The sequence below is a fragment of the Lentzea albida genome, from assembly GCF_900111005.1.
Classification (GTDB): domain Bacteria; phylum Actinomycetota; class Actinomycetes; order Mycobacteriales; family Pseudonocardiaceae; genus Lentzea; species Lentzea albida.
The window spans coordinates 51746-76710 of the sequence record NZ_FOFV01000004.1 but is presented as its reverse complement, the minus strand read 5'-3'; the positions used below and the strand labels follow the sequence as shown (position 1 = coordinate 76710).

Annotated in this window: 23 protein-coding genes; 13 read left to right on the top strand and 10 right to left on the bottom strand. The window is 70.0% G+C overall.

Annotated elements, in window-relative coordinates:
• The first annotated feature begins 137 nt into the window (after positions 1 to 137).
• Both BMY74_RS12265 and BMY74_RS12260 read left to right on the top strand, forming a co-directional pair.
• On the top strand, positions 138 to 1649 hold the full coding sequence (locus BMY74_RS12265) for an amino acid permease (protein WP_089914579.1): 1512 nt from the start codon (positions 138 to 140) through the stop codon (positions 1647 to 1649).
• A 10-nt stretch (positions 1650 to 1659) separates the two neighbouring features.
• On the top strand, positions 1660 to 2115 hold the full coding sequence (locus tag BMY74_RS12260) for a MarR family winged helix-turn-helix transcriptional regulator (protein ID WP_089914574.1): 456 nt from the start codon (positions 1660 to 1662) through the stop codon (positions 2113 to 2115).
• On the opposite strand, the gene BMY74_RS12255 is transcribed toward BMY74_RS12260, so the two are convergent.
• Positions 2112 to 2717, bottom strand: a complete 606-nt coding sequence (locus BMY74_RS12255) for a hypothetical protein (RefSeq protein ID WP_089914571.1) — start codon at positions 2715 to 2717, stop codon at positions 2112 to 2114. The genes BMY74_RS12260 and BMY74_RS12255 overlap by 4 nt on opposite strands.
• Positions 2718 to 2734: 17 nt before the next feature.
• On the opposite strand from BMY74_RS12255, the gene BMY74_RS12250 reads away from it, so the two are divergent.
• The gene (locus BMY74_RS12250; RefSeq protein WP_089914568.1) at positions 2735 to 3970 is read left to right on the top strand and encodes a glutamate mutase L; all 1236 of its coding nucleotides are present in this window, start codon (positions 2735 to 2737) and stop codon (positions 3968 to 3970) included.
• Here the strand turns inward: BMY74_RS12250 and BMY74_RS12245 are convergent.
• Positions 3962 to 4180, bottom strand: a complete 219-nt coding sequence (locus BMY74_RS12245) for a helix-turn-helix domain-containing protein (protein ID WP_089914565.1) — start codon at positions 4178 to 4180, stop codon at positions 3962 to 3964. The genes BMY74_RS12250 and BMY74_RS12245 overlap by 9 nt on opposite strands.
• Entirely contained in the window at positions 4180 to 4659 is a 480-nt protein-coding gene (locus tag BMY74_RS12240; protein ID WP_089914563.1) for a DUF2975 domain-containing protein, read from the bottom strand. The genes BMY74_RS12245 and BMY74_RS12240 overlap by 1 nt, the downstream gene beginning before the upstream one ends.
• Positions 4660 to 4736: 77 nt before the next feature.
• Between BMY74_RS12240 and BMY74_RS12235 the strand changes: the two genes are divergently transcribed.
• Positions 4737 to 5315: a TetR/AcrR family transcriptional regulator gene (locus tag BMY74_RS12235; RefSeq protein ID WP_245786067.1), complete on the top strand. Its 579-nt coding sequence runs from the start codon at positions 4737 to 4739 to the stop codon at positions 5313 to 5315.
• On the opposite strand, the gene BMY74_RS12230 is transcribed toward BMY74_RS12235, so the two are convergent.
• Both BMY74_RS12230 and BMY74_RS12225 read right to left on the bottom strand, forming a co-directional pair.
• Complete coding sequence (locus BMY74_RS12230) at positions 5308 to 5829, bottom strand: GNAT family N-acetyltransferase (protein ID WP_089914557.1); 522 nt, start codon at positions 5827 to 5829, stop codon at positions 5308 to 5310. The two genes, BMY74_RS12235 and BMY74_RS12230, sit on opposite strands and share 8 nt — an antisense overlap.
• A gap of 22 nt (positions 5830 to 5851) precedes the next feature.
• Positions 5852 to 6733, bottom strand: coding sequence for a cyclase family protein (locus BMY74_RS12225; protein WP_089914554.1), 882 nt, complete (start codon positions 6731 to 6733; stop codon positions 5852 to 5854).
• A gap of 127 nt (positions 6734 to 6860) precedes the next feature.
• Here BMY74_RS12225 and BMY74_RS12220 point away from each other — a divergent pair, with 127 nt between their 5' ends.
• Positions 6861 to 8807 carry an ATP-binding protein gene (locus tag BMY74_RS12220; RefSeq protein WP_089914551.1) on the top strand — a complete coding sequence of 649 codons (1947 nt, stop codon included), beginning with the start codon at positions 6861 to 6863 and terminating at the stop codon, positions 8805 to 8807.
• Here the strand turns inward: BMY74_RS12220 and BMY74_RS12215 are convergent.
• Entirely contained in the window at positions 8804 to 11176 is a 2373-nt protein-coding gene (locus tag BMY74_RS12215; protein WP_089914549.1) for a hypothetical protein, read from the bottom strand. The genes BMY74_RS12220 and BMY74_RS12215 overlap by 4 nt on opposite strands.
• 97 nt (positions 11177 to 11273) lie before the next feature.
• On the opposite strand from BMY74_RS12215, the gene ahcY reads away from it, so the two are divergent.
• A complete protein-coding gene (ahcY, locus tag BMY74_RS12210; protein WP_089914546.1) occupies positions 11274 to 12737 on the top strand; it encodes an adenosylhomocysteinase in 1464 nt (487 codons plus the stop codon).
• 50 nt (positions 12738 to 12787) lie between these two features.
• Entirely contained in the window at positions 12788 to 13252 is a 465-nt protein-coding gene (locus BMY74_RS12205; RefSeq protein WP_089914543.1) for a hypothetical protein, read from the top strand.
• Here the strand turns inward: BMY74_RS12205 and BMY74_RS12200 are convergent.
• Both BMY74_RS12200 and BMY74_RS44160 read right to left on the bottom strand, forming a co-directional pair.
• On the bottom strand, positions 13242 to 13412 hold the full coding sequence (locus BMY74_RS12200; RefSeq protein ID WP_245786066.1) for a DUF397 domain-containing protein: 171 nt from the start codon (positions 13410 to 13412) through the stop codon (positions 13242 to 13244). The two genes, BMY74_RS12205 and BMY74_RS12200, sit on opposite strands and share 11 nt — an antisense overlap.
• Complete coding sequence (locus tag BMY74_RS44160; protein WP_143091549.1) at positions 13387 to 14343, bottom strand: DUF5753 domain-containing protein; 957 nt, start codon at positions 14341 to 14343, stop codon at positions 13387 to 13389. Before BMY74_RS44160 ends, BMY74_RS12200 begins: the two co-directional genes overlap by 26 nt.
• On the opposite strand from BMY74_RS44160, the gene BMY74_RS12190 reads away from it, so the two are divergent.
• Positions 14327 to 16369 carry a TerD family protein gene (locus BMY74_RS12190; RefSeq protein ID WP_089914533.1) on the top strand — a complete coding sequence of 681 codons (2043 nt, stop codon included), beginning with the start codon at positions 14327 to 14329 and terminating at the stop codon, positions 16367 to 16369. The genes BMY74_RS44160 and BMY74_RS12190 overlap by 17 nt on opposite strands.
• 113 nt (positions 16370 to 16482) lie before the next feature.
• Here BMY74_RS12190 and BMY74_RS12185 read toward each other — a convergent pair whose 3' ends face one another.
• Positions 16483 to 17451: a helix-turn-helix domain-containing protein gene (locus tag BMY74_RS12185; protein WP_089914530.1), complete on the bottom strand. Its 969-nt coding sequence runs from the start codon at positions 17449 to 17451 to the stop codon at positions 16483 to 16485.
• Between the two features lie 144 nt (positions 17452 to 17595).
• Between BMY74_RS12185 and BMY74_RS12180 the strand changes: the two genes are divergently transcribed.
• The 5 genes from BMY74_RS12180 to BMY74_RS12160 all read left to right on the top strand — a co-directional run bounded on the left by BMY74_RS12180 (position 17596) and on the right by BMY74_RS12160 (position 23528).
• Positions 17596 to 18240, top strand: coding sequence for a dTMP kinase (locus tag BMY74_RS12180; protein WP_089914527.1), 645 nt, complete (start codon positions 17596 to 17598; stop codon positions 18238 to 18240).
• Between the two features lie 74 nt (positions 18241 to 18314).
• Entirely contained in the window at positions 18315 to 19145 is an 831-nt protein-coding gene (locus BMY74_RS12175; RefSeq protein ID WP_245786065.1) for an SAM-dependent methyltransferase, read from the top strand.
• Between the two features lie 186 nt (positions 19146 to 19331).
• Positions 19332 to 20009, top strand: coding sequence for an MtrAB system response regulator MtrA (gene mtrA / locus BMY74_RS12170; protein WP_030471262.1), 678 nt, complete (start codon positions 19332 to 19334; stop codon positions 20007 to 20009).
• A 10-nt stretch (positions 20010 to 20019) separates the two neighbouring features.
• The gene (gene mtrB / locus BMY74_RS12165) at positions 20020 to 21789 is read left to right on the top strand and encodes an MtrAB system histidine kinase MtrB (protein WP_089914524.1); all 1770 of its coding nucleotides are present in this window, start codon (positions 20020 to 20022) and stop codon (positions 21787 to 21789) included.
• Positions 21786 to 23528 carry an LpqB family beta-propeller domain-containing protein gene (locus BMY74_RS12160; RefSeq protein WP_089914521.1) on the top strand — a complete coding sequence of 581 codons (1743 nt, stop codon included), beginning with the start codon at positions 21786 to 21788 and terminating at the stop codon, positions 23526 to 23528. The genes mtrB and BMY74_RS12160 overlap by 4 nt, the downstream gene beginning before the upstream one ends.
• Positions 23529 to 24008: 480 nt before the next feature.
• Here BMY74_RS12160 and BMY74_RS12155 read toward each other — a convergent pair whose 3' ends face one another.
• Positions 24009 to 24707 (bottom strand): ComF family protein, encoded by a 699-nt coding sequence (locus BMY74_RS12155; RefSeq protein ID WP_089914518.1) that lies wholly within the window; start codon positions 24705 to 24707, stop codon positions 24009 to 24011.
• Positions 24708 to 24965 lie beyond the last annotated feature (258 nt).

Below are 24965 nucleotides of genomic sequence, written 5' to 3'. Positions count from 1 at the left end.
CTCGCCCTCCCCTCAGGCGGCTTCCCCGCCCGCCGGACAGAACACCGGACAAACCCGTGGTGAACGGCTATCGGCATCTCACCTGGTGGATACCTCTAGGGTGGGCCGATCGGGGATCCATCAAGGAGGTATGCACCGTGCCGGGGAACGGGTTGTGGCGCACGAAGTCGATCGAGCAGTCGATCGCGGACACGGACGAGCCGGGCACCAAGCTCCGCAAGGACCTGACGGCCTGGGACCTCACGGTCTTCGGTGTCGCGGTCGTCATCGGTGCCGGCATCTTCACGCTCACCGCGAGCACCGCGGGCAACATCGCGGGGCCGTCGGTCTCGCTGTCGTTCGTGCTGGCGGCGATCGCCTGCGCGCTGGCCGCGTTGTGCTACGCCGAGTTCGCCTCGACGGTGCCGGTCGCGGGCAGCGCGTACACCTTCTCCTACGCGACGTTCGGCGAGTTCGCCGCGTGGATCATCGGGTGGGACCTGGTGCTGGAGTTCGCGGTCGGTTCGGCCGCGGTCGCCAAGGGCTGGTCGGCCTACCTGCAGACGACGCTGGGGCTCTTCGGCCTCGACGTGAAGACCGAGGTCGGTGACGGCATCAAGTTCGACTGGGGCGCCGTGCTCCTGGTCGCGGTGCTGACGGTGTTGCTGGTCATCGGCACGAAGCTCAGCTCGCGGGTCAGCGCGGTCATCACGGCCATCAAGGTCGCGGTGGTGCTGCTCGTGATCGTGCTCGGCATCAGCTACATCAAGGCCGAGAACTACTCGCCGTTCATCCCGCCGGCCGCCGAGTCCGGGCCGGCCGCGCACACCGGCATCGAGCAGTCGCTGTTCTCGCTGATCACCGGCTACTCGGGCAGCACCTACGGCGTGCTCGGCATGCTGGCCGCGGCCAGCATCGTCTTCTTCGCGTTCATCGGCTTCGACGTCGTGGCGACCACGGCGGAGGAGACCAAGAACCCGCAGAAGGCCGTGCCGCGCGGCATCCTGGGCTCGCTCGCGATCGTCACCGTGCTCTACGTCGCCGTGACGCTCGTGATCACCGGCATGGTGCCGTACAAGGAGCTCGCGACCCAGCCGGACGGTACGCGGGCGACGCTCGCCAGCGCGTTCGCGCAGAACGGGGTCGACTGGGCGGCGACGGTGATCTCGGTCGGCGCGCTCGCCGGTCTCACCACCGTCGTCATGGTGCTGATGCTCGGCCAGAGCCGCGTCCTCTTCGCGATGTCGCGCGACGGACTGCTGCCGCGCGGTCTCGCGAAGACCGGCAGCCACGGCACGCCGACCCGCATCACGATCATCATCGGTGTGCTGGTGGCGATCGCCGCGGGCTTCTTCCCGGCGGGCAAGCTCGAAGAGATGGTGAACGTCGGCACGCTGTTCGCGTTCATCCTCGTCTCGGCGGGCGTGATGGTGCTCCGCAGGACCCGGCCCGACCTGTCGCGCGGCTTCCGCGTGCCGCTCGTGCCGCTGGTGCCGATCCTCGCGATCCTCGCCTGCCTGTGGCTGATGCTGAACCTGACCGCTCTCACCTGGGTCCGGTTCCTCATCTGGATGGCGCTCGGCGTGGTCGTCTACTTCGTCTACAGCCGGCGCAACTCGGTGCTGGGCAAGCAGGGTGAACGGGCAGGGAAGTCGGAGGGCACCAACTAACCTGCGCTCCATGGAGAACGCGCGGTGGCTCTCGGAGGAGGAGGGGAACGCCTGGCACCACTTCGTCCAGGCGTACCACCTCCTCGAGAGGCAGATCGAACAGCAGTTGCAGCGCGATGCGGGCCTCTCGCACGCGCAGTACAACGTGCTGGTCGTGCTGTCCGAACAGCCGGGCAACCGCATGCGCATGACCGAGCTGGCGCGCAGGGTCGTGGTGTCGAAGAGCTCGCTGACCTACCAGATCGGCAAGCTGGAGAAGTCGGGACTCGTGCGGCGCGAACCGCACGAGTCCGACGAGCGCGGCATCCTCGCCGTGCTGACCGAGGTGGGCAAGGACCTGCTCCGCACCACCGCGCCCGGTCACGTCGGGACGGTGCGCGAGTACCTCGTGGACCTCTTCACGCCGGGCGAGCTCGCGCAGCTCGGGGCGTTCATGAAGGTGGTGCACGAGAAAGCGGACGACTAGAGCGTCAGCAGGCCTCGCTCGTCCAGCCACGCGGCCACGTCGTCGGGCCCGTGCCGCGTCACGTCGAACTCGAAGACGGGCAGCACCGACTTCGCCGCCAGCGCGCGGAGTTGCTGCTGTTCCTCGATGAACGGCTCCAGCGACACGTACTGCTTGGGGTTCGCGCTGATCTTGAGCCGTTCCTCCCGGGCCTCCTCGAACGTGTCCTCGGGACGGGTGCACAGCACGATCGCGAAGTTGAGCGGCTTGAGCCGTTCCTCCAGCCAGTCGAAGTCGAACTCGCGCCCCTGCCGCGCCTGATGGGCCAGCGTGGACAGGTGGAAGCGGTCGACGATCCACGAGTAGTAGCGCTGGAGTTCGAACATCCGCACCCACGTCTCGTAGGTCTCCATCGCGAGTTCGGTCTCCTCGGGGGAGAAGTCGATCAGCCCGCGCCCCCACGGCTCGTTGCTGAAGCCGCTCCACTCCGCCGAGATCAACGGCGAGTGGTAGCGGTACCGGCGGTGACCGACCAGCCGGGGGTGTTCGTTCAACGCGAAGGCCAGGTCCGTCTTGCCGGTCAGCCGTGTTCCTTCGAGGATCACCTTGGGCGTGAGCTTCATGGTGGCAAGCTAACCCGGTGATCCTGTGTCTCGACGTCGGTTCCACCTGGACCAAGGCCGCTCTCGTCACACCCGAGGGCGAGCTGGTCCGGACCGGGCAGCACCCGACCACGCCGCCGGAGGTCCTGAAGGGCATCGACGCCCTGCGCGCCGAGGTCGGCGACGGCGAGGTCCTCGCGTGCTCGTCCGCCGGCGGTGGGCTGAGGCTCGCGGTCGTCGGTCAGGAACGCGTGGTCAGCGCCGAGGCGGGCTACCGGGTCGCACTGAGTGCCGGCGCCAAGATCGTGCACGTCAGCGCGGGCCCGGTCGACGCGAAGGCGCTCCGCGCGGCCACCCCGGACCTGGTCCTGCTGGTCGGCGGCACGGACGGCGGCGATGAGAAGGTGCTGCTGCACAACGCCGCGAAGCTCGCCCGCGTCGCCGTGCCGATCGTGCTGGCCGGCAACGTCGAGGCGCAGCCGGAAGCGCTGCGACTGCTGGCCAAGCGGACCGTCGTGGCCTGCCCGAACGTGCTGCCGGACGTCGGCCGGCTCGCCCCGGAACCGGCGCGCAGGGCGATCCGCGAGGCGTTCCTCCAGCACGTGATCGGCGGCAAGGGCCTGTCGAAGGGGCCGCGGTTCCGGCAGCTGGTCAGGGCCGTCACACCGGACGCCGTGCTGGCGGGCGTGTCCCGGCTCGCGCACCAGGACCGTGAAGGAGCGGTGCTCGTCGTGGACGTCGGCGGCGCGACCACGGACGTGTACTCGGCGGTGTCGGCTGTGGACAGCGAGGGTCTGGAGAGGACGGTCGCGCTGCCGCCGGACCGCCGCACCGTCGAGGGTGACCTGGGCATGCGCTGGTCCGCGCCGGGAGTGGTGAAGGAGGCTCACGCGGAACGCCTCACCACCGAGGACCTGACGGCAGAGGCCCGGTTCCGCGCCGAGAACGTCGACTGGCTCGCGGACGATCCGGCCGTGGACGTGAAGCTGGCGTCGTTCGCGGCGATCCTGGCGATCCGCAGGCACCTGCGGCAGGTCGACGGCCAGCTCGGCCCGCACGGCGCGGGGTTGCTGGTGCTGTCCGGCGGGGTCTTCCGGCACACGCCGGACATCGGGCCGGTCGTCGAGGCGCTGCGCACCGACCCGGTGCTGCGACCGGTACTCAGGACGGCGGAGATCACCGTCGACCGCGACTACGTGCTGGCGCCGGTGGGGTTGCTCGCCGAGTCGGGGCGGCTCGAAGCCGCCGACCGACTGGCGAAGACCCTAGGCTGACTCCTCGTCCTCGACGAACTCGAGGAGGTCGCCGGGCTGGCACTCCAGCACCCGGCACATGGCTTCGAGCGTGCTGAACCGGACGGCCTTCGCGCGGCCGTTCTTCAGCACCGCGACGTTCGCGGGCGTCAGCCCGACTTTCTCCGCGAACTCGCCGACGCTCATCTTGCGCTTGGCCAGTTCGACGTCGATGCGCACGACGATGGCCATCAGATCACCGCTTCCATGTCGGAGCGGAGTTCCGTGGCGCGCTTGAGCAGCGCCCGCATCACGACCATCACGAGCCCGATCACGCTGACGGCCGACGTGAATAGGAAGAACAGCACGATCACGCCGGGGTCGTCGGCGTTGAACCCGACCCAGAGGAACACCCCGATGAGCACGACCCACGCCGCGGCTATCGCCCAGACCATCACGTTCACCCACTTGATCGAAGCCTCGGTGAAGATCAGATCCTTGCGCACCAACGTGAGCAGCTTCCAGGTGGCCACGATCACCACCTGCACGCACACCACCCAGAACACCGACACGATCGTCGAAGGCCACCTCAGGTAGGCCTCCTCCGGGTTCTGCTGCGCCATGTGCGCGTACTGGCCGGGCAGGGAGAACGTCTCCAGCATGACGAGGACGGCGAACAGCGCCACCAGGAACACCCGCAGAGCCGTGACGGCCCAACGTTCAGCAATCATGCATCGAGTATCGGTAGTGATCTATCGAAAGTCAATCGGTAGTGATCGTGTCGCAACAGGTCTCTAGAGTGAGTGGCGTGGGACTGCGTGAGCGCAAGAAGGCCGAGACCCGAGCGGCACTGGCCGCCGCCGCGCTGGGGCTCGCCCTGGAGAAGGGCGTGGACGAGGTGCGGGTCGACGAGATCGCCGAGGCGGCGAACGTCTCACCGCGCACCTACAACAACTACTTCCCGAGCCGCGAGCACGCGATCGTCGCCGGCATCACGGCGTCCAGGGCGCTGAAGGTCGCCGAAGCGTTGCGGGACAGGCCATCCGGCGAAGAGCTGGTCGACTCGATCATCGCCGCGTTCGCCGAGCAGTACCGCGAACCGCCGACCGAGGCGCTCGCCCTGATCACGTCGACCCCGGCGCTGCGCCAGGCCTACCTGGACTCGGTCGCCTCGATCGAACCGCCGATCGCCGACGTGATCGCGGAAAGACTCGGCAAGTCCCGCGAAGCCGCCGAAGTGCTGGCCGCCGCGGTGAGCGCGGCGGCACGGCTGGCGGTCGAGCGGTGGGTGGACCACCGCCCGTCCGGACTGGTCGTGGTGTCGACGGCGTCGGTCGAGGACCACCTGCGCGAGGCGATCGGCCACCTCGCGCCCGCGCTCAGGTGAGCTCGTCCTTCAGCACGCACATCAGCAGCGAGTCGTGCCACTCGCCGTCGCGGTAGAACGACTGCCGGTACCGCCCGTCGACCTGGAAGCCGACCTTCTTGTAGGACTTGATCGCGCGCTCGTTCGCTTCCACCACACCGAGTTGGATCGAGTGCAACCGCAGCGTGTCGAACCCGTACCGGCACATCGTGCGCAACGCGTCGGTGCCGTACCCGCCGCCCCAGTGGTCCTTCTCGCCGATGTAGATGTCGACCTCGGCGCGCGCGTTGATCGGGTCGGCATCGCGCAGCGCGACGATCCCGATCAGCTTGCCCTCCAGCGTCTCGATGCAGAGGGTGACCTTCTCGTAGGTGTTCTCCTGGCGGTCGCCGATGCGCTTGCGGGTCCCGGCCAGCGACGTGTGGAAGTAGCTCTGCAGCCACCGCATCACCTCGTCGTCGTTGTGCCAGCGGTGCAGGGAGTCGGCGTCCTCCGGCTCGACGGGACGCAGGCGGACGAGATCACCGGTCAGCATGACCGGGAGAGTAGGAGCCGGATCAGAAGACGGCCAGCGGATTTACGGGCAGACCCGTGGTGCCGAGGATGCGGGGGACCGCGGCCACGAACAGGAACGTGTGGCGGCCCTGCTCCGCGCAGGCCGCGGCGAGTTCCTCGGCCTGCGCGCCGTCGACCAGCAGGAGGCCGAGGCGCAGGAGCCCCAGCCGGTGCAGCGCACCCGGGACGTCGTCCTCGATCGGCGGCGACGCGTCGCCGATGTCCCCGGCGTAGAGGGAGATCCCGTGGTCGTGCATCCACCGGACCGCGCCCGAGGTCATCCCCGGCAGCGGCCGGCCGTCGTCGCGCACGCGGTCCCAGCCGGCCCGCACCACCAGGGCGTCACCCGATTCGACCACCACGTCCACGCGCTTCGCCGCGGCGTCCAGGTCGTCCGCGGTGACCGCGTGCCCGTCGGGCAGCATGCCGCCGGGAGCGAGGTCGAGCAGCACGCCCCTGGTCACGATCCCGCCGGCGAACACGTCCGCGGCGCCGTGGACCACGCCCGTGGGGCCGGAGCTCGCGGCCTGGGCGATCCCGGGGTAGACCTGCCCGTCCACGACCATGTGCGACAACGCGTCCAGGTGCGTGACCTCGGGGTGGTGCGTCGTCACGAGCATCAGCTCGGCCATCGCGATCGGCGAGGCGCCGGTGAACGACATGATCGTCTGCACGGCCGTGGTGTTCGCCCGCAGCGCGGCCATCGGCCCGCCCATCAGCGGCAGGGTCGGGGTCTTGCGGGCCAGCGAGACCGACAGCCCCGTGCGCACCTGGGCGGCACCGCGGGCGCGGGCCTCGGCGGTGATCAGGTTGACGGTGCCGAGCTGGTCCGCGTCGCCCCAGCGCCCCCAGTTGCTCGGGAACTCGGCAGGGCTCTGGTCCATGATGACGTCCTCCAGGGGTGGGGTGTTCCACCGAGATCGTCACCGTCCCGCCGCACCGCCGACAGCCCAGCGCGGTGCCCATCCGGTGCCCGATCCGCTGGGCAGCGCTTTGGATACTGTCGGGTGCATGCCCTCACTCGGACACACCTTGCGCGAGTTGCGGCGGTGGTCTTTCACGGGTCGCGACGAGGAGGTCGCGGTGTTCCGGGGGGCCCTGGGCGGCACCGGACTGCTCTTCGTGCACGGACCGGGCGGGGTGGGCAAGAGCGCGTTGCTCGACGTGTTCGCCGGCATCGCCGCCGAGAAGGGTCTCGACCCGGTCCGGGTCGACGCCCGCCACCTGACGCTCGGGCGGGAGGCGCTGCCCGTCCCCGCCGAGGACGCGCCGGCGGTCCTGTTCCTCGACACGTACGAACTGCTCGAACCGGTCGACGACTGGGTCCGCGAGCACTACCTGCCGTCGCTCCCGGAGTCGTGCCTGGTGGTGATCGCCGGTCGCCGGGGCCCGGGACCGCGCTGGCGGGCCGACCCGGCGTGGCGGGCGGTGATGAGGGTTCTCGCGCTCGGCAACCTGTCCGAACAGGACGGACGCGCCTACCTGAACGCCCAGGACGTTCCCGCGGAGGCGCACGACCGGTTGCTGAAGGGCAGCAGCGGCCACCCCCTCACCCTGTCGATGATGGTCGACGCCGTGCGCCGCGGCATCACGCCGCACACCCTCGCGGACCTGCCGGACCTGGGGGCGTTGCTGCCGCACCTGATCGGTGAGGTCCCGAGTGCCCGCCACCGCACGGCGCTGGAGGTGTGTGCGCTGCTGCTGGTGACGACCGAGGAACTGCTGCGGTCGATGACCGGCGACGACGCCGACGACGTGTTCGCCTGGCTGCGCGCGCAGGTGTTCGTCGACGAGTCCCCGTACGGACTGCATCCGCACGACGTGGTCCGCGACGCACTGGTCGCCGACCTGCGCTGGCGCGACCCCGGCCGGTACGCCGACCTGTACCGCCGCAAGCTCGACGTGTTCCAGGCCCAGGTCCGGGCCACGGCGGCGGAACGGGAACAGCTCGACCTGATGGTGCGGACCGTCGCGCTGAACGGCGCCCGGTCTCCGTTCCCCGCGCTGGCGTCGCTGCCGCCGACGATGCGCGCGTACGCCGACGGCCTGCGCGATGCCGACCGTGCGGCGATCGTCGGCATGACCGAGCGCTGGCAGGGGCCTGAGCAGGCCGAGCTGGTGGTGCACTGGATGCGGCGCCGGCCGGAGGACTTCCGCGTGTTCCGCACCGAGTCCGGCGAACCGCGGGGGTTCGGCGCGTACCTCGACCTGGCGGAGGCCGATCTCGGCGTGGATCCCGGCACCGACGCGATGTGGGAGCACGCCGCGAAGAACGGGCCGACGCGTGCCGGTGACCGGGTGCGCGCCTGGCGCTTCTTCCTCGACCGCGACCACGGGCAGCGCCCGTCCCCGTCGCTGACGCTGTTCGTCGCCTGGCAGATGCTGGAGATCGTCCTGATCGGCGACGACACGGCGTGGAGCTTCGTAGGGGCGTTCGGCGACGACGAACTGTGGGCGCCCGCCATGGAGTCCCTCGGGTTCCATGGGGTCTGCACCTACGACGTCGGCGAAGCGCGGTTCCCGGTGTTCGCGCACGACTGGCGCCGGACCGGGGTCGCGGAGTACGCGGAGCAGTTGCACGCCCATCAGACCGGCCGGCCGGTGCTCGACGAGGTGCCGCTGTCCGAACCGGAGTTCGCGCAAGCCGTCCGCGACGCCCTGCGCACCCTGCACGCGCCGGAACTCCTCCGGGAGAACCCGCTGCTGGGGTCCCGGATGGTCCGGCGGGCCGCAAGCGAGCCCACCGAGGCCCTGCGGGAGCTGCTCACCGACGCCGCCGCCGCGCTGAAGCCCGACCTCACCACGTTGATCGACCGGACGTTCCTGCACCCGGCCGGCGCCCAGGAACGCGTCGCGGCCTCGCTGCACCTGTCGTTCAACACCTACCGGCGGCACCGGGACAAGGCCGTCGCGCAGCTCGCGGAGTCGTTGTGGGAGCGGGAGACCGGTCGCCGCTAGAACTTGCGCGCGAACGGCAGTGCCGGTGACTCCGGCGCGTCCACCTGCAGCAACCCGGCCGCGATCGCCACGGCCCTGTCCCACTCCGGGTCCGACGTGTAGTCCGCGTGCCCCGACACCCCCGACCGCCACCGCCGTCCGGGGAACGGCCCCCGCTGCGGGTCCGGCAGCCAGTGGTCACCACCCAGCACCAGCGCGCCGGTCGGCCCGCGCAACGCCGGTGCGAGCGCGCCCTCCGACCCGTCCTCGCGGTAGCCGACGCCGAGCAACATCCCGTCGAACACCTGCCGCCGCCACGTCATCACCGCGCCGCCCAACGGGTCCGTGCCCCGGCACAACGCGCGCCAGCGCCCGTCGAGCCCACCGGCGAGCCGGGCCAGCGACGCGTGCGGCACCACCGCCGGGAACGCCCGCGGATACGCCCACTGCAGCTGCGACCCGGCCGTGACCAGCCCGATCCGTTCGCGGTCGTGCTCGGGCAGGTCCTCCAGCAACCGGGCGGCGGCCACGGCGACCAGCAAAGATCCCTGCGAGTGTCCACAGAGGACCACTCGGGTGCCGGGGTCGCGCAGGTGGTCCTCGACGCGGGCGACGAGTTCCGGCACGACCTTCAGCGCGTAACACGGCGGCACGATCGGGTGAGCTTCCCGCGGCCAGAACTGGGCGATGTCCGCGATGATCCCCAGCCGCCGCCCGGACTCCGGCTGCCGCGCCGCCAGGTACACGGCCCGAAGCAGTGACACGGCCAGCAAACCCAGCACGAACACGCCGAAGGCCGAGAACGGCGCCGTCCACGACGCCAGCGGCACGTTCTGCAGGCGGAGCAGAGAAGCCAGCACGGCACCGAGCACCAGCACGACGGCGACGATCATGATCATGCGATGGCCGTGGTTGCGTTCCCAGCGCGCCCACCACCACGCACGCGTCGCCGTGCGCAGGTCACGCATCCGTCCGGAGTGCAGCAACGACGCCTCACGCGCCCACACCTTGCCCTTGCGGAACGCCCGCCACCGCACGGCACCGGTGAACGACGCCACCGCAAGCGTGCTGAGCAGCGCCAACACCCCGGCCACACCCCACAACAGGGTGATGTAGCTGTACCCGACGGGTAGCTGCAGCCCGGAACCCAGCGCCTTGCGCACCGGCAACGCCACCCCGGCACCGAACCCGCCGCCGAGCAGCCCGGCGATCGCCAGCACCGGCGCCGCGAACCAGCCACCCGCCCACGGCCGCAGCTCGCGCGGCAGCGCCTTCCACGACCCGCGCGCCAGCAACGCGGCGGGGACCAGCATCAGCCCGAACAGCACCAGCACGAACGCCATCAGCAACGCCACGACCTGCACGGACACGTCCGCGCCCGGCACCCGCAACGGCAGCTGCTCCTGCAGCCCCAGCGTCGTGAGCACGAGAAGAACGGAGAGCACCAACAACACTCGCCGTGGCTTACGACTCAAAGCCGCGCGCAACCACCGTCCGCCACGATGAGGCGCACCGCCCGTGGGGTCGTCCAGCAGCAGCACGCCGAGCACGGACACACCGAGCAGCACGAGTGACGCGGTCCACGCCACGCCGATCGCGACCCCCATGCCGCCGGTGGCCGTGAGCTGCTTCAACGGCCCGCCGAGCGCGATCAGCGCCGTCATCGCGAGCGCCGCCACGACGTGCAACGACCGCAGCGCCGGCGTGTCCGGGTCCGTCGCCACGTGCGCGCCGGGCAGTCCGGAGGCGGGCTGCTTCTCCTGCTCCTCGGCCTCCGCGATCTCCCGGCGCTCGATCCGCCACTCGACGTGCGAGATGCGCCGCATCACCCCGACCACCACGAGGATCGGCAGCAGCCCCAGGAACGTCCGGAACCAGGGGAAGGTGCGCACGTCGGTCGGAATGCTGCTCAAACAGGCGGTACCGGGACGCAGGCACTGCGCGGCGAGCAGGTCCAGGCTGACCACGGAGATCTGCGCGACCAGCAGCGCCGTCAACAGCAGGGCGAACACCCGCAGCAGTGACCGCAGGCCGATGCCGAGCAGGTGGGCGGGCAGGTTGCGCTCCGGAACGGGCGGCAGCATCCAGTGCGCGACGTTCGCGATGCTGAACGGGAAGAGCAGCGCCCACGTGGCCTTCGCCACACCTCCGGACGTCATCCCGCCCCACAGGTACCCCTCGACCGTGCGGGGGATGGGACGGCCCTCGGTCTGCAACACTGGTCCGGGGGCGGGCCTGCGGAGTCTGTCCGCGGGACGCACGATGCGCCCGAGTCCGTCCCCCGCAACGTCCACGGCCGCAACGGCGTCGACGAGCGTCTGCGGCGTCGTTCCTTGGACGCCGTGCACGCGCAGCTCGACGACACGTGTGTCCGGGCCGGCAATCAACACCCGAGACCTCCCTCACCCAACGTGGGGCCATAGTGGTGCATCAGAGGGCGGTATGGTCGGACGACACCCTCTCTGAAGTGCCTTGGAGGACTTCGCAATGACCGCGGACCGGTTGCAGACCCGCAACGGCATCGACTTCGCAGTGGCCGACCTGTCGCTCCACGAGTTCGGTCGCAAGGAGATCCGTCTGGCCGAGCACGAGATGCCCGGCCTCATGGCGTTCCGCCGCGAGTACTCCGGGGTGTACCCGCTCAAGGGCGCCCGCATCTCCGGCTCGCTGCACATGACGATCCAGACGGCCGTCCTGATCGAGACCCTGGTCGACCTGGGCGCGGAGGTGCGCTGGGCCTCCTGCAACATCTTCTCGACGCAGGACCACGCGGCCGCGGCCGTCGTCGTCGGCCCCCACGGCACGGAGGAGGAGCCCAAGGGCGTCGCCTGCTTCGCGTGGAAGGGCGAGACCCTGCCGGAGTACTGGTGGACGGCCGAGCAGATGCTCACCTGGCCGGACGGCAAGGGCCCGAACATGATCCTGGACGACGGTGGCGACGCCACCCTGCTCGTCCACAAGGGCGTCCAGTACGAGGCGGCCGGCGTCGTCCCGCAGGCCGACGAGAACGACTCGGAAGAGTGGAAGATCGTCCTCGACACGCTGCGCGCGTCCCTCGAGAAGGACGGCAAGAAGTGGACGAACATCGCCGAGGGCATCCGCGGCGTCACCGAGGAGACCACGACGGGCGTCATGCGCCTGTACCAGCTGGCCGCCGCCGGTGAGCTGCTCTTCCCGGCCATCAACGTCAACGACGCCGTCACCAAGTCGAAGTTCGACAACCGCTACGGCATCCGCCACTCGCTGGTCGACGGCCTCAACCGCGGCACCGACGTCCTGATCGGCGGCAAGGTCGCCGTCGTCTGCGGCTACGGCGACGTCGGCAAGGGCTCGGCCGAGTCGCTGCGCGCCCAGGGCGCCCGCGTCATCGTCACCGAGATCGACCCGATCTGCGCCCTGCAGGCCGCCATGGACGGCTACCAGGTCGCGAAGCTGGAGACGGTCCTCCCGATCGCCGACATCGTCATCACGACGACCGGCAACAAGGACGTCGTGACCGTCGAGCACATGGCCCAGATGAAGCACCAGGCGATCCTGGGCAACGTCGGCCACTTCGACAACGAGCTCGACATGGCGGGCCTGCAGCGCTACCCCGGCATCCGCAAGAACAACATCAAGCCGCAGGTCGACGAGTGGGTCTTCCCGTCGGGCCGCACGATCATCGTGCTGTCCGAGGGCCGCCTGATGAACCTGGGCAACGCCACGGGCCACCCGTCGTTCGTGATGTCGAACTCCTTCTCCAACCAGGTGATCGCGCAGATCGAGCTGTTCACCAAGTTCAAGGAGTACGACAACGAGGTCTACCGCCTGCCGAAGGTGCTCGACGAGAAGGTCGCGCGCATCCACCTCGAGGCGCTGGGCGGCGAGCTGACCAAGCTCACCAAGGAGCAGGCCGAGTACATCGACGTCGACGTCGAGGGCCCGTTCAAGCCGGAGCACTACCGCTACTGAGCGCGCTTTGACAGGGGCCTCCCGCGCACGCTGCGGGAGGCCCCTGTTTCATGTCCGTCGTGGGATTCTTCGGCACCTATGCCTACGAGCACGGCCAGTGGAAGACGTTGTCCGAGGGCGAACTGCCGCCCCTGGCGGAGCCGTCGCTGTGGATCGACATCCACGACAGCGACATCACCTCGGTCGTCTACGCCCCGGCCGGACCGGGTTCGGGCGTCGCCTACCTGGGCCTGACGCCGCGCACCTACTTCGAGAACCCGAACGCGTCCGACCCGACCGACACGTTGCGCGAGGCGGCGGGCCTGGCCGAGTGGTGGGCGCTGGTGCACTCCGGAGGTGACGTGCCGGGCAAGCAGGCCGAGCTGCTGCAGTACCTCGCCGAAGACGAGGAACCCGGGGACTTCGAGCTGGACGAGGCCGAGGACATCGATGAGGAAGCGGTGTTCGTCGAGGTCAAGACCCGGAGGTTCCTGACGGCGCTGGACCTGCCGCTGCCGGGTGAGCTCAGCGGATGAACGCCTGCCAGGCCTCGACGCTGAACTCCAGCTCGGGGCCTGCGGTGTTCTTCGAGTCGCGGACGCGCACAGCCTGGGCGAACGCCACCTCGACGCAGTCGCTTTCAACGGAGTCGCCACCGCTGTAGCTGCTCTTACGCCAAGTACAGTCTCCGGCCACTGAGGTCCTCCCGCGATCGGCTGGCGAGGTCCGCCACCATCGATCGCGATTGTTCCTCATCGAGTGCGAGGGCATCCAGCCGCGCGAAGATCGACTTGCAGCGCTTGACGCCCAGGTCGTCCTGCACGAACACCATCGCGAGGTCGGACTCCGTGAAGGCCACATCGCTGCGCTTCTCGTACTCCCACAGCACGTAATGGGCCAGGAGCACACCTGCCGGACCGCTTGCCGCAGGCACGATGCGGATGGCGTGGGTGTGGAAGAGCAACCTCATGAGCTGGTCTTCCATGACCTCGTCGCTGCCCACCTTGAGCCGCAGCGCGTTCTCGTGGACGAAGAAGGTGCACGCCGGGCGGTTGTGACCTCGCATGATCGCCTGCCGTTCCATCCGGAACCGAATCGCGGTCTCGATCAGGTCCGGCGTGAGGACGCCACGTGCCTCGTACAGCGCTCGCGCGTACTCCTCCGACTGCAGCAGACCTGGAATGTTCGTCAGGTCATAGGTGGTGATCTTGTCTGCCACCGACTCGGCCATGGCCATCGTGCGCAGGTTGGTCGGCACCTGCACGAAGTACAGGTTGAACGCAGACCGGTACCGCTCCAGGAAGTCTGTGATGAACGCCTGGCTCCGCCCGCAGCGCCCCAGGTACTGGATGATGTCGATCTCGGTGGCCCGCACCTTGCCGTGCTCGATGTTGGAGACCTTGCCGGGGTCCCACCCGAGCATTTTGGCGATCTTCCTCGCGCGGAAGGTCGTGAACCGCTCGCGGATCTGCCGCAACTCGTCGCCCAGGTCGCGGCTGTAGGGGGTCGACGGATCACCGTTCATGCACTCTGACGTTAGGCGTTGGAGCCCGAACAACATCGTGCCCAAACGGGTGGAATTGCGTTGACGTGCGGGTTTTACTGTCGGGGTGCGGACGACCATCATCAAGAAGACCCTGCGCGTGCCCACCTCCGGCGGTGCGCCGGGTGACGGTGCCGTCGTCGCCAGGCAGCTGGACGCGGCGCTGATCCGGTCGGGTTTCAAGGCGAGCCGCGAACTGCTCGAACACGTGTCGAACCTCGCGGCGGCCGAAGAGTTCGCGGCCGAGGTCGTACGCGCGGTCAAGGAGCTGATCGGGGCTCGCGGGCAGCACAACCCGTACTTCAAGGAGTTCCCGCACAACGTGCCGGGCACGCTCGCCTTCTGGTGGGAGTGCGTGCGGGACGCGGTGGAACAGGGCGTCGAGCCGACCGGCAACCTGCTCGACCTGCCGAAGTACGGCCGCGTCCAGCACTCGTACGAGGAGATGCTCGCGGCACATGACGACCTGATCCCCTCGCTCAAGGACCGCGTCACGGTCGTGCGTCTCGGTGGCACGCTCGAGGAAGAGGTGCAGCGGCTGTTCGAGGAGCTCGCGACGAGCCCGATCCCGTTGGCGGAGAACGACAGGACGGTCCTCGGCGAGCTCGCGATGCTCGCCGAGGACGTCGAACTCGACGTGCCCGTGCGGGAGAACCGCGCGATCCTCAACGCCGTCCGGCTCGTCGCGCAGCGGCCGTTGCGCGACGTCGACACCGTCACCGACGTGCTTCGGCTCGCGGCCGAGGCGTCCGGGGGAGACGTGACGCTCGAGGAGCCCACGCGCTTCCGTTCGTTCCGGCGGCCGGAGCGCAGGGCGTTGTTGCAGGCCCTCGACCAGATCGCCGAGAGCAAGCTCGGTGATGTCGGGCAACACCGCGAGGCGTGGAAGCGGCTCGGCGAGCGGTTGCACCCGCACGAGTACCCGTTCGACCGTGCGCAGGACGTCTTCGCGGTGGCGCGCCGGGAGAAGGTCGCGCGGTCGTTCGCCGGGCAGGTCGAGATGGCGTTCGCGGAGAACGACGTCGAGCGCGCCGTCAGCATCCTCGCCAAGGCGCCGGGACTGTTGCTGCGCCAGCTCGACCGGTTGCTCCGCAACGGTGCCGAGGACCTCGCGACGCACGTCGCGGCGGCGGTGCCCGAGGTGTCGAGCCGCGTTCTCGTCTCGGTGCTGGAGCACCTGGAGAACCGCACGACGCCGGACACGGCCCGCGTCTTCGCGACCCGTGCGCGCAAGGTGTGGATCGCCGACGACGACCGCGAGCCGCTGGAGCCCGAAGCGGTCGCGCAGATCGTCGAGGTGGTCGAGAACGAACTGGTCAGGCGGCTGCCGGAGTACTCCGAACTCGTCGTCGACGACGAGGTGCTCGACGTCGTGGTGCCGCTCACCGGGGTCGAGGAGGGCTTCGGCGTGCTCCCGCGCGGGTCGAAGCTCTCGTTCGACGGCGACGTGCTGCGGTTCTTCGTGCACTGGAGGCAGCAGGCGAAGCGGACCGACTACGACCTGTCCGCGGTGCTGCTCAACGAGAGGTTCGAGTACAAGGGCCAGGTGTCGTGGACGCAGCTGAAGGACGGCGGCGTCGTCCACTCGGGTGACGTCACGGACGCCTCGAACGGTGCGACGGAGTTCATCGACGTGCAGCGGATCAAGTCGACCGCGAAGTACGTCGTGCCGCAGGTGAACGTGTACTCGGGTGAGGGGTTCGACGACGTCGCCGAGTCGATGTTCGGGTTCATGAGCCGCGACCTCGACCAGATGGGCAAGCCGTTCGAGCCGAGCACCGTGCGGGCGCGTTCTTCCATGCGCGGCAAGGGAAAGGTCGCGCTGCCGGTGATGTTCGAGCGCGAGGGTGACACCTGGTCCGGCACCTGGCTGCACCTCTACCTGCGCGGCTCGTCGTGGGGCAACCGGGTCGAGGAGAACCGCGACGTCGTCAAGCTGATCGCCGCGGCGGCGTTGCGGCGCAAGTACTTCACCGTGGCGAGGCTGCGGGACCTATTCGCGCGCAAGGAGTCCACAGTGGACGCACCGGCGATTCGCGTTGGACTGGCGCAGGACGAGACCGGAACCGTCACCACGGTGTCAGAACTCGGGAAACTGCTGTCGGACTGAGGCACCGCACTGCTACCGTGGTCGACGCGAGGCCATGAGAGGGCTTCCTCCTAAATCCGGAACCGGAATGCTCTTCGGAGCGCCGGTCTCTAGCCCCCTCGCTCTCCTCGCCCCTAGCTCCACTCGCCGGCGATGCCCGCGATGCCCGGCCCGACGTCACCGAAGTAGGCGCTGACGACGCCGCCGAGCCCGCACACGAGCTCGTCGACGTCGACCGGCGTCGCGTCGGCCGAGGCCAGGAACTGCTTCATGCAGCGCGCGGGCATCGCACGCCGGTGGAACGACAGCTGCACGAGGTACGAGCCGCAGGTGTCGCGGAACGTGCGGTGGTGGCCCGGCGTCGCGTTGCCCGTGTCGTCGACGATCGTGAAGCTGAAGACGTGCTCCTCGCCCGCCGCGAGCCGCCGGTCGAACAGCATCTCGACGGCGAGGTTCCGGGAAGCGCTTTCCCGGCGCAGACGCCCCTGCCGGCAGCCCTCACCCGCTCTGACCATCGCGTTCTCGATCAACGAGCCGTCGTCGCCGTTGTGCATCGCCAGGTACCGGTCCGGTCCCTGCCGCACCGCCCGCACGACCAGCCGTGTGGTGATGGAGCGTTGCTCGCGGTGCATGCCTATCTGGACGGTGTCGTGCACGGAGAGCACTTCGAGGTCGGCGTTGCCCCGCGCGGCCTCCGGTACGGACTCGAACGACGCGAGCAGCGGCGCGGGCTCCGGCCAGGTCGCGACCGGGCGCGGGGCGTAGGTGTTCGCGTTGCGCGGGCCGATGAGGTCCAACAAGGACGATGGCGGCAGGCGCAGCACGGTCTCCAGCGCGCGCACCGTGCTGATGGCGCGCGGTACCTCGGGGTGGCGCAGGCCGCGTTGCCAGTACGAGAGCGTCGACTGGCCCACTTGGACACCCAGTTGCTCGAGATGTGCGCGCAGCCTCGCGAGCGAGAGGCCCCGGTGGGCGATCGCCTCGCGCAGTGCGCGGTGGAAAGGCCCGTAGCGCAGCGTCTCGGCGAGCGGGGTCGGCAAACCCCCGGTCGGGTGCCCGTTCGGTTCTCCGACCGATCCGGCGTGCCCGGAATCCGCGGCCACCGCGGCACCTACCCTTCACACACGCGCCGTGTGACTGTTCACCGTAGTCACTCGTTCTGGTGATCGAAAGATCGGATTTCGCCCGTGTGGGGGACGAACTGCGGCCGTGTGAGTGCCCGGAACCGGTCCCGTTAGGGTTCTGGCGTGGGAAAGCTCGTGGTGATCGAAGGTCTGGACGGCGCCGGCAAGCGCACTCTGGCCGGCGGACTGACCGAAACTCTGACCGCTCAGGGCAGGACCGTGGCGAGCCACGCGTTCCCGCGCTACGGCCAGAGCGTGCACGCCGACCTGGTCCGCGACGGCCTGTACGGCAGGCTCGGTGACCTAAGCGACTCGGTCTACGGCATGGCCGTCCTCTACGCGCTCGACCGGCGCGGCGCGGCCGACGAGATCCGCAAGGACCTCGAGGAGCACGACGTGGTCCTGCTCGACCGGTACGTGGCGTCGAGCGCCGCGTACAGCGCCGCGCGGCTGCACCAGGACGAGCACGGCGAGTTCGTGCGGTGGGTCCACGAGCTCGAGATCGAACGCTTCGGGCTGCCCGTGCCCGATCTCCACCTCCTCCTGCGCGTGCCTGTCGAGGTCGCGGCGGAGCGCGCCGCGAGACGCGAGCAGGACGACGACTCGCGGGCCCGCGACATTTACGAATCCGATGGGTCGCTGCAGGCCCGGTGTGGCGTGGTCTACGACGGATTGGCGAAAATCAACTGGTTGGCCCCTTGGCAGGTCGTGGACGGGCGGTCAAACGTGAACTTTTCTTCGCTTCTGGGACCACTCTTCACTCCTTGAGTGGTCGCTCACGTGCGTACCGATTGACACGATCGAGTGTCCGGATGTCACTGTGAGTGATAGGAGAATCGAATTTGAAGCGTGTCCTGCAGCGTCCTCCGGTCGGTGTCGCCCGTACGGCGGTCCTGATCGCTGCCGCCCGTGCCAACGAGCAAGCCCACCCGCACCCCCTCTTCGACGACCCTTATGCCGCGGGACTCGTGGAGGCCGCCGGCTCCGCGAGCGACCTCAACGGCGTGCGCACCCTCGCGGGTGACCACTTCGTCCTGCGCACCCGGTACTTCGACGACGAGCTGCTCGCCGCCGCCCACCCCCAGGTGGTGGTCATGGCGGCGGGCCTCGACACAAGAGCGTTCCGGCTGCAGTGGCCGCCGGGCACAAGACTCTTCGAGCTCGACCTGCCCGAGCTGCTCGAGTTCAAGGAGGACGCCCTGCGGGAGCAGGTCGCCGTGCCCGCCTGCGACCGGGTCGTCGTCCCGTGCGACCTGCGCGACGACTGGGCGACAGCGCTCATCCGCGCGGGGTTCGACCCGAAGAGGCCCACGGCGTGGCTGCTGGAGGGCCTCTTCATGTTCCTGCCGCCGGACGCGGGGGAGCAGGTCCTCTACTGGGTGAGCGCGTTGTCCGCCCGCGGCAGCACCCTCGCCCTCGAACACGTCAACCGCGCCTTCCGCGACCTGCCCCAGATGAAGGCGGTGCACCGGCGGTTCGACGCGCTGGACGCCCGCTGGCAGTCCGACGTGGAGGATCCGGTCGAGTGGCTCGACGGCTACGGCTGGGACGCCGAGGTCACCCACCAGGTCGACCTGGCCGCGCGGCACGAGCGCGCGGTGCCCGCGATCACCGACCCGCACAAGGTGGGTGACGCGCGCATCTGGCTGGCCTCCGCCGTCCGCACGACCTGACAACGCCCGGGTAACGAAAGGCGGCGCTCGCGCGGTTACTCCCGCGACGAGCAGGTCAAACGGGGCGAGGTGGGGTACGTGGAACGGCAGTTCCGGCCGGTGACCGAACGAGCGCACACCGCCACCAGCAGCAACGGAGCGTGGGCGGTGCGCGAACGCCCGACCGGCAGTGCAACGATGTTGGGTATGAAGGCACGCGTGCTCGTCGTCGATGACGACCCCGCCCTGGCGGAGATGCTGACGATCGTGTTGCGCGGGGAGGGCTTCGACACCGCGGTGGTCGCCGACGGTGCCCGTGCCCTGCCCGCGCTGCGCGAGCTCAAGCCCGACCTCGTGCTGCTCGACCTGATGCTGCCCGGCATGAACGGCATCGACGTCTGCAAGGCGATCAGGTCCGAGTCGGGCGTGCCGATCGTGATGCTCACCGCGAAGAGCGACACGGTCGACGTGGTGCTGGGCCTCGAGTCCGGCGCGGACGACTACGTCGTCAAGCCGTTCAAGCCGAAGGAACTGGTCGCCCGCATCCGGGCGCGCCTGCGGCGCACCGAGGCCGAGCCGTCCGAGGTGCTGCAGATCGGCGACCTCACCATCGACGTCCCCGGCCACGAGGTGCTGCGCGAGGGCAGGCCGATCCAGCTCACGCCGCTGGAGTTCGACCTCCTCGTCGCGCTCGCCCGCAAGCCGCGCCAGGTGTTCACCCGCGAGGTGCTGCTCGAGCAGGTGTGGGGTTACCGCCACGCCGCCGACACCCGCCTGGTGAACGTCCACGTGCAGCGGCTGCGTTCCAAGGTCGAACGGGACCCGGAACACCCCGAGGTGGTGTTGACTGTCCGCGGTGTCGGGTACAAGGCCGGCCCTCCGTGACAGGTGGCGTATGAAGTTCGTACGGCCGGTCGTCGCCAAGGCGCAGTTCCTCGTGGAGGAGGCGCGCAGGCGATGGGCCGCGTTTGGTGACCTCTGGCGTCGTTCGCTGCAGTTGCGCGTCGTCGTGTCCACGCTCGCGCTCTCGTCGGCCGTGGTGTTCGTGCTGGGAATGGTGCTGCAGATGCAGATCACCAACCAGCTGCTGAGCACCAAGGACGAGGCCGCGGTGCGCCAGGCGCTGGCGTCGCGCAGCCTCATCCAGAACGACCTGGTCGGTCTGAACCCCGGCCCGGACAGCGTCCAGACGCGGTTCACCAGCGCGATCAACAAGCTCGCCGTCGGCGGCAACGGCACCGACGCCACGACGGCGGGCGCCGGCGCGTTCGAACCGGTGCTGGCCGACGGCCTGGGCGCCGCGGGCGTCGGGCGGGTGCCGTCGGTCGGCAAGCTCGACGACGTCCCCCGCGGCCTGCGGGAGATGGTCGAGGACGGCGGCTCCGGCACGCAGATCCACACCGTGCAGCGCGACAACACGCCGACGACGTTGTTCGTCGTGGGCCTGCCGATCAGCACGTCCGCGCGCTCGATGCAGCTGTACCTGATCTTCCCGCTGACCGCGGAGCAGCGCACGGCCGAGGTCGTGCAGTCCACGCTCGCGGTCGGCGGCATCGTCCTGCTGGTCCTCCTCGCCCTCATCGCGAACCTCGTGACGCGCCAGGTGGTGCGGCCGGTCCGCCAGGCGGCCGAGGTCGCGGAGCGGTTCGCCGACGGCACGCTGCACGAACGCATGCACGTCGTCGGCGAGGACGACGTGGCGCGCCTGGCCGAGTCCTTCAACGAGATGGCCGAGTCGATCCAGGCGCAGTTCAAGCAGCTGGAGGAGTTCGGCCAGCTGCAGCGCCGGTTCACCTCCGACGTCTCGCACGAGCTGCGCACGCCGTTGACGACGGTCCGCATGGCCGCGGACGTCCTGCACGCCTCGCGCGAACAGTTCCCCGCCGGGCTCGCGCGGTCCACCGAACTGCTCGTGGACGAGCTCGACAGGTTCGAGTCGCTGCTGGGCGACCTGCTGGAGATCTCCCGCCTGGACGCCGGTGTCGAGGAGCTGACCGCGGACCAGGTCGACATCCGCGTCCTGGCACGCCGTGCGCACGACTCGGTGCGTGCGATCTCGACGTCCGCCAACTCGCCCGTGGTGCTGGACCTGCCCGATTCCGAGCTCGTCGCCGAGCTCGATTCCCGGCGCGTGGAACGGATCCTGCGCAACCTGCTCGCGAACGCCATCGACCACGGCGAGGGCCAGCCGGTCGAGCTCACCATGCGCGGCAACGACGACGCCGTCGCGATCACCGTGCGGGACCACGGGGTCGGTCTGCGCAAGGGCGAGGCCGAGCTGGTGTTCAGCCGCTTCTGGCGGGCCGACCCGTCGCGCAACCGCCGCACCGGTGGCACCGGCCTCGGCCTGTCGATCTCGCTGGAGGACGCCCGGCTGCACGGCGGCTGGCTGGAGGCGTGGGGCGAGCCCGGCCACGGTGCCGTGTTCCGGTTGACGTTGCCCCGCAGGCACGGCGAGGAACTGCGCGAGAGCCCGCTGCCGCTCGCGCCGGCCCTGGAACTCGAACCCGTCGTGGTGGTCGAGGAACCGATCGCCGAGGAGGAGCCGGGCGAGATCGAGCTGCGGCCGGAGGAGATCACCTGGCAGCCGGCGGAGCCCGTCGACGGGCCCCCCGCGGACAAGACCGGCACGAAGGCGGACGAGTTTTCGGAGGAAGTGCGGTGAAGCGGCTGGCGTGGTTGGTGCTCGTTCTCGTGACCCTGTCCGGGTGCGCCGCGATCCCGACGAACACCCAGCCGAAACCGATCGGCTCCAAGGACAACAAGTCGTCCAACATGCCGGCCGCGCCGGAACCGCGCCCGAACATCGACCCGCTCACGCTCGTGCGCGACTTCATCGAGGCGACGGCGAGCCCGGACGGCGACTACGCGGCCGCCCGCGCGTTCCTGACGCCCGAGGCCAGCAAGAACTGGGACAGCAAGAACCCCACCATCATCGAGACCGGCTTCTCGACCGTGCCCGTGCCGACCTCGCAGGTGACGCAGGACAAGACGCAGACCATCCAGCTGCAGGGCAACTACGTCGGCAGGCTGGGCAGTGACAACGCATTCGTCCCTCAGCTCGGCAAGCTCGACGTCCCGGTGAAGGTCGAGCGCAACAGCGACAACCAGTGGCGCATCTCCACGCCGCCCGCGGGCGTGCACATGCCGCAGAACCTGTTCAACGCCACGTACAAGCGGGTGACGCTGTACTTCTACAACCCCGAGTTCACCGTGCTGGTGCCGGATCCGCGCTACGTCGTGATCCCGCCGGCGACGAGCATCCCGACCCGCGTCACCGAGCTGATGATCGCGGGCCCGGGCGACGCCGTGCGCGACACGCTGGTGAGCTCGCTCGGCCCGGAGACCCAGAAGTTCTCGGACACGCTGGAGGCCGACGACGGCGCGTTGGAGGTGAACCTCACCAACGTGGGCAAGGACATGACCCCCGAGAAGCGCAAGCAGATCGTGGCCCAGATCGTGAAGTCGTACCAGGGCATCACGTCGTCGCGCGTGCGCGTGCTCGTCGACGGCCAGCAGATCCTGCCGGACCAGCGCGACTACCGGCCGTCCGACGTGTCGGCGACCGCGGGTGAGGCGTTGCTGGCGCTGAACGCGAACCTCCAGGGAATGCTCGTGTCGGACGGGACGGTCCGGTCGCTGGCCGACGGCAACCTGATCAAGGGCCCCGCGGGCGCCGGCGCGTACAACGTGGTCTCGGCGGCGCAGTCGCTCGACGGCTCACGCCTGGCCGTGGTCGCGCGCTCCGGCGGCGCCATGCGGCTGCGCGTGGGCGAGCTGGAGCAGGACCTGTCCGAAGTGGACCTGACAGCGAACACGCTGACGAGACCCACGTGGCTGCTCTCCAGCGGCCCCAAGGAACCGGGCGCGGAGTTCTGGACCGCCGTCAACGGCAACTCGGTCGCGCGCGTGACCAGGTCCGACAACGGCAGCTGGACCGCGAAGGCCGTCAACGTCACCGACCTCAAGGACTTCGGCGCGATCAGCGAACTCCGCCTCTCCCGCGACGGCACCCGCGCCGCCATGGTGATCTCGGGCAAGCTCTACATCGCGTCGGTGGTCCGCAACAACCAGGACGTGGCCCTGCGCTCACCCCGGCAGCTGCAGCCGACCAACCTCGGCTCGGCCGTGCAGTCGATCGACTGGCTCTCCCAGGACGTGCTGGCGGTCTCCTCCTCGCTGCCCTCGTGGCCGGTGACGAAGGTCTACACCGACGGCTACCGCATCGACCGCTACAGCCAGTCGAACCTCACCGTGCCGGTGGGATCGGTGGCGGCGGCCGCGGCGCGCCAGGTGCAGGTGATCGACTCCTCGGGGCTGTGGTCGGCTTCGGACATCACGGACGTGTGGCGGGCGAGCACGATCCGGGTGCCGTCGAACGCGCTGGTCTTCTACCCGGGCTGACCCCGGGGCGGGGTGACCCCGGGACGGGGTGACGGCGTGGCGGGTCGAGGGCGGAGGGGTGGAGCCGCACTGCGGCGTGACGCCGCACCGCACGATGCTGCTTGATGGCCGCCGCCCGGCGCTGACCGCCGCGCCGCTGACCGGCGCCGACCGCGGCACCGCCGCGCCGCACCACAGCACCCCGCCGCGCCACAGCACCGACGCGCCGCAGCACCCTGCCGCGCCGCAGCACCCTGCCGCGCCGCAGCACCCTGCCGCGCCGCAGCACCCTGCCGCGCCGCAGCACCCTGCCGCGCCACAGCACCCTGCCGCGCCACAGCACCCTGCCGCGCCGCAGCACCGACGCGCCGCTGACCGGCGCCGACTACGGCACCGCCGCACCACAGCACCGACGCGCCGCCGCCAGCTCGTCCTGGTCGCAACCGCCAGGCCAGTCCGCCGCCCTGCCGGCGAGTCCTCCGCCGAGCCCCAGCCGCGCCCCTACTGCCCAGCCCGATGCGGCCGAGCCGATGTCAGCACCAGCACCGCGTGCGTCCGCACCCCGGCCTCCCGCAGAGCCCGCACACAAGCCGCCGACGTGGCCCCGGTCGTGACCACGTCGTCCAGCAGCACCGTGGTGCCCAGCGGCGTTCTGCCCGGCGGCACGGTGCCCGGCAGCACCGGGGTGCCCGGCAGCACGGTTCTCCCCAGCGACGCGCTGCCCGGCGGCCCTGGACCGCACACCTCCACCCGCCCCTCCAGGTTCCGCCGCCGCGCGACAGCCGTCAGCCCCACCGAGTCGGCCACGCCCGGCGCGAGCCGCAGCACCGGTGCGACGGCCGCGGTGCCCACCTCGTGCGCGATGCGGAGCATGTGGTCGCCGCCGCGGTCCCGCGCGGCGCTGCGGCGGGACGGCGCCGGCACGAGCGTCCAAGGTGGAGGGCCGACCGCCACCAGGGCGGCGGCGACCATCGCGCCGAACCAGGCTGCGAGGGCCCGTGCGCCCCGTTCCTTGAAGGCGAGCACCAGGTCCCTCGCCGGACCCTGATAGGCGGCCAGCGTCCACACAGGCGGCCCCACACCGGGCACCTGGAGGCGTGTGGGCGGGCCGAACTCGTCCAGGCACCTGGCGCACCAGTCGGTTCCGGCGCGGCCGCAGCCGGCGCAGAGGGCGGGGACGAGGACGTCGATGGCTGTCATGGGATCAGGATGGCGGCGGGGTCCGACAGAAAATCGCGGTCGTGGCCGGCGGACTCGCGGAAGGGTGCTCTGCGGGGTCTTTCGGCACCGCCCACACGAGTGAAGTTCAAGTGACGTTGTCGATCTCCGAAGGGCCTTCGCCACGCGAGAACCCCCTGCTGGGCACGAGTTCTGTGACGACGTTCCACGATCTTGTAACTCGTTTCACCCCGTTTGTCCCAGCCTCTGTTGAGGCGGTGTTTCAGAACTGGGGCGTCC